Source organism: Chthoniobacterales bacterium, from assembly GCA_036569045.1.
Taxonomy (GTDB): Bacteria; Verrucomicrobiota; Verrucomicrobiia; order Chthoniobacterales; family JAATET01; genus JAATET01.
In genome coordinates this window covers 1-4,239 of the sequence record DATCRI010000069.1, presented here as the reverse complement: position 1 = coordinate 4,239, position 4,239 = coordinate 1, and the positions used below count along the sequence as shown (strand labels likewise).

Annotated in this window: 4 protein-coding genes; 2 read left to right on the top strand and 2 right to left on the bottom strand. The window is 65.6% G+C overall.

Annotated features, from left to right (window positions below; all coding sequences use genetic code 11):
* Together VIM61_13120 and VIM61_13115 are read right to left on the bottom strand one after the other, a co-directional pair.
* On the bottom strand, positions 1-831 hold an 831-nt coding region (locus VIM61_13120), incomplete at its 3' end, for a glycosyltransferase family 9 protein (GenBank protein HEY8901346.1).
* A 3-nt stretch (positions 832-834) separates the two neighbouring features.
* Positions 835-2,016 (bottom strand): glycosyltransferase family 4 protein, encoded by a 1,182-nt coding sequence (locus tag VIM61_13115; GenBank protein ID HEY8901345.1) that lies wholly within the window; start codon positions 2,014-2,016, stop codon positions 835-837.
* A gap of 55 nt (positions 2,017-2,071) precedes the next feature.
* Between VIM61_13115 and VIM61_13110 the strand changes: the two genes are divergently transcribed.
* Both VIM61_13110 and VIM61_13105 read left to right on the top strand, forming a co-directional pair.
* Positions 2,072-3,139 (top strand): glycosyltransferase family 4 protein, encoded by a 1,068-nt coding sequence (locus VIM61_13110; protein HEY8901344.1) that lies wholly within the window; start codon positions 2,072-2,074, stop codon positions 3,137-3,139.
* A gap of 201 nt (positions 3,140-3,340) precedes the next feature.
* Positions 3,341-4,078, top strand: a complete 738-nt coding sequence (locus VIM61_13105) for a prepilin-type N-terminal cleavage/methylation domain-containing protein (GenBank protein ID HEY8901343.1) — start codon at positions 3,341-3,343, stop codon at positions 4,076-4,078.
* Positions 4,079-4,239: the final 161 nt, after the last annotated feature.

Below are 4,239 nucleotides of genomic sequence, written 5' to 3'. Positions count from 1 at the left end.
GTGAAGGGGATTTGTAGGGCCGAAGAGGGCGACGACTGGCGTCTCGAGGGCGTCGGCGAAATGCACGGGCGCGGAATCGACGGCGCAAAGAAGACGGGCTTTTTTCAAGACGGCGGCCGTGCCGAGAAGACTGAGCTTGCCGGCGAGGTTGAGGCAGGGTTCGGGGAGGGCGGCCTGGATGACGGCGAGATGGGCGGCCTCGGCGGGATCCTTCGATCCCGTGAGCAATACGGGAAGACCGTGTTCGCGGCGGAGGCAGATGATGACTTCGGCCCAGCGCTCGGGCAGCCAGTATTTTTCCTGCCGGGCGGTGCCGGGGTGCACGACGGCGAAGGAGCTGGTGATTCCGGCCCTGGCGAGAGCGTTGGTGGCTTCCGCAAGGGCGTAGGTGGGGAGTTGAAGGGCAAGCGGCACCTCCTCGACGTGGATCTCGAGGGCGCGTAGCAGGTCGGTGTGATGATCCGCGGTGTGGCGGAGTTTCACCGAGGATTCGACAAAGTCGGTGTAGAGAAACTTGCGGAGCGGTTTCCTCGCGAAGCGCGCCCAGGTGATGCGACGGGGGGCACGGGACACGACGGTGGCGAGGGCGCTGCGGTCGTTGCCGGTGAGATCGAGGCAGACGTCGAAACGGGAGGTGGCGAGGCCGGTCCAGAAATTGTCGCCGCGAATGAGGGTGTGGTCCGCGCCGAGGGCGGGAGCGAGCGCGGCGGTGGCGCGGTCGAGGGCGATGGTGATTTCCGCACCGCGCTGGTGCTCGCGAAGGGCGGAGATGACCGGGGTGGTGAGCAGCGCGTCGCCGATGCGTTTCAATTGAAGGATGAGGACGCGCATCGGTCAGGCGGCGAGTTGGAAGGCGCGATCGTAGGCGGCGAGCAGGCGCTGGCGGAAGTGATCCCAGGTGAAGTTCTGGACGACGCGCTCGCGACCCTTGGCGCCGAGGCTGGCGGCGAGAGCGCGGTCCGCGTGAAGGCGCTGGACGGCGGCGGCGAGGGCGTGGGGATCGTTCGGCGGAATCAGCAGGCCGGTCTCGCCGTCGACGACGACATCGCCCGATTCGCGGGTCGTGATTTGCGGGAGCCCGCAGGCGGAGGCCTCGTAGGTGGCCTTCGCGCTGCCTTCGCATTCGCTTGGGAAGATGTGAACGGCGGCCTGGCGCAGCTCCGCGGCGACATCGTTGACGAAGCCTCGCACGATGACGTTTGCCGGAGCTTTGGCGAGAAAGGGAGCGATCTCCCGGCCCGGCGAACCGACAAGAACGAGCTCGGCGTCGGGCAGCGCGAGGCGTCTCCACACGTCGAGCAGATGGTGAACGCCTTTGCGTTTGCTGAGCGAGCCGACAAAAACGGCGCGAAATTTCTCGGGTGGTGCGGGCGCGGGAGTGAAGGTGTCGACGTCGACGCCGCGTGAAGTGAGGAAGAGTTTCTCCGCCGGCAGGCCGGCGACGAGGAAGGTCTCGCGGGCTTTTTCCGACAGCACGAGAATGAGGGTGGCGCGGGCGTATTCCTCCATGACCTGCTGGCGGGTGACGAGAAGGCGGTTGAGCACGCTGCGGGGAAACCGGGCGGCGTCGCGCTGGATCTCGCTCCAGGTTTTGTCCTTCTTCACCTTGCCCTTGTTGCGGTGCCAGGTGGGAATCTCGAGCACGCTGGGGATGCGCAGACGATTGGCGGTGCGAAGGCTCTCGAGGCAATCGCCGGACCACGTGTGGAGAAGGTCGTGGCGACCGGTGGCGAGGCGATGGGCGGTCCGGCGGTCGAGGGCGTGCTTCTTGGCGCCCATGTAGTGCTCGCGGTCGAGGAAGGAGAGTAGCTTGACGGGATGGAGATTCAGGCTTTCGACCTTCGACCTGCGATCTTCGATCTTCAGATTAGCACCGTAGGCGATGGCTCGGCCCAGGAAGTCGCCGTCGATCGCGGCGCGGAGGCTCTCGGCCGCAACCTGGTCGAGCCCGCTGCCGCCGATGCCGGCGGCAATCGAGTAGAGCAGGGATCGGGGGCGGCGGAGGTCGGTCGTCACGAAGCGGAAAATTCTACGGCGCTTTCGCCGAAAGCGCCCTACCATTTTTCGCGGAATGAAGATCGGCTTTATCAGGCGCGGGTATTCGCCCACGGGGGGAGCGGAGGCGTATTTGCTGCGGCTCGCGCGGGGAGTGGCGGCAGATGGCCATGAGCCCGTGCTGGTGACTTCGCGCGATTGGCCGGGGGAGGCCTGGCCGAACGAGTCCGTGATCCGCGTCGGGAATGGCGGCTCCCCGGTGGCTTTCGCGAGAGAGGCCGCGCGTGCGGCAGGAGGCTGCGACGTGGTGCTGAGCCTGGAACGGGTCTTCGAATGCGACGTCTATCGAGCCGGGGACGGAGTGCACGCGGCCTGGCTGGAGCGGCGCGCGGCGATCGAGCCCGCCTGGAGGCGCTGGCTGCGCGGGACGAATCGCAAGCACCGTGAGCTGCTGCGGCTGGAGCGGGCGCTGTTTTCCCCGGAAGGAGCGCGGCGGGTGATCGCAAACTCGCGGATGGTGCGCGACGAGATCGTGGCTCATTACAGTTATCCCGCCGAGCGTATCACGGTGATCGAGAACGGCTACGACGCCCCGCCGGCGGAGCCGGGGAGGCGCGAACGGCGGAGAGCGGAGCTGGGGTTGCGCTCGGGCGACTTCGTGGCGCTTTTCGCGGGCAGCGGCTGGGAACGAAAAGGATTGCGGACGGCGGTGGAGGCGGTGCGCGCGCGGCCGGAGGTGCGGCTGCTCGTGGCGGGCAGGGGGAAGCCGTTCGCCGCGCCGTCGAATGTGCGATTTCTTGGACCCCGGCATGATTTACAGGGGGACTTCGCGGCGGCGGATGTGTTCGTGCTGCCGACGGTCTACGATCCTTTCTCGAACGCCTGCCTGGAGGCGCTCGCGGCGGGATTGCCCGTGCTCACGACTCACGCAAACGGGTTTGCGGAAATCATCACGGAGGGCGTGCATGGCTCGATCTTCGCGCCGGGCGACGTGGCGGCGCTGGGTTCGGCCTTGCACAGCTGGCGGGAACGGGCGGCGGAGGCCCGGGAGCGATGCCAGGCTCTGGCGGCTCGCTATTCCGTGGCGGAAAATACGCGCCGCTCGCTGGCGGTGCTCACGAAGAGGGAATCAACGCCCGCGTGAATCGGCCGCAGCCGCGTGCCGCCCCGAGAGGTGTCTTTTTCGAAGCGACGAGAAGTCCGGCTGTGCGAGGAGAGGAAGAGCGGCGCATCCGCCATTTCCTTGCGTCCCGCGCATTGACAAAAAGCTGTGCAAAGTTAACGGTGGAAACCAGCACTCGATTGTCCCTCCACGGTCGACACGCCGCGTGCAAACGTATCCCCCATGCCTGCCCGCATTCCCCCACACCGTTCCGCATTTTCCTTGATGGAATTGCTCGCCGTCATGGCGATCATCGTAATCATGGCCACGCTCGCGGTGCCGGCGATGAATGCGATCAAGGGCGGCAGCGATCTGTCGAAAACGGCCTCCGACCTCTCGGACCTCGTCCAGCAGGCTCGCGCTTATGCGATGGCAAACAACACGTATGTTTATCTCGGGCTTCAGGAAGTCGACCCGGCGCAGAAAGGCTACAGCAGGAATCCCAAGGGAGGGCAGATCATCGCCGCGGTCGTGGCTTCGACAACCGGCCTGCGTCCCACGGCCAACCCCTCCGCACCAGGAAATCTTACGAAGGACGAGATCCAGCCGATATCCCGCCTCCAGAAATTCGATAATGTCCACTTGGCCTCGAGCGGTGACATGGGGGGCACCGGTGGCATGGCCGATCGGGAGACCGATTCCTCGGTGGTCGTCGATCTCGGCAGCACGGAAGCCGTGACCACGTTCGAGTGGTCCGCCGGAAGCGGTGGGTCGCCCACGACTCTGCAGAAAGTCATCGAGTTCGACCCGCAAGGCGTCGCGCGCTACCAGGATGGTTCTGCTGCCGAGAGTATCAAGGGTTGGATCGAAATTCCCCTTCAGCCGTCGAAAGGTAATGCCGGGGTCGCCGCCAATGAAAAAAATGCGGCCGCCCTTCAGGTGGATGGCATGACCGGCGCAGTGCAGATTTACAGGCCATGAATATCTCGCGAACTCGACAGGGGTTTTCCCTCGTGGAAGTCACCGTGGCAATCGGCATTGCCGCTTTCTGCCTGCTGACCATTTTTGCCCTCCTGCCTGCCGGCTTGACGACCAACCAGACTTCCATTCAGCAGACGATTGCCGGAGGGCTCGCCTCGGGC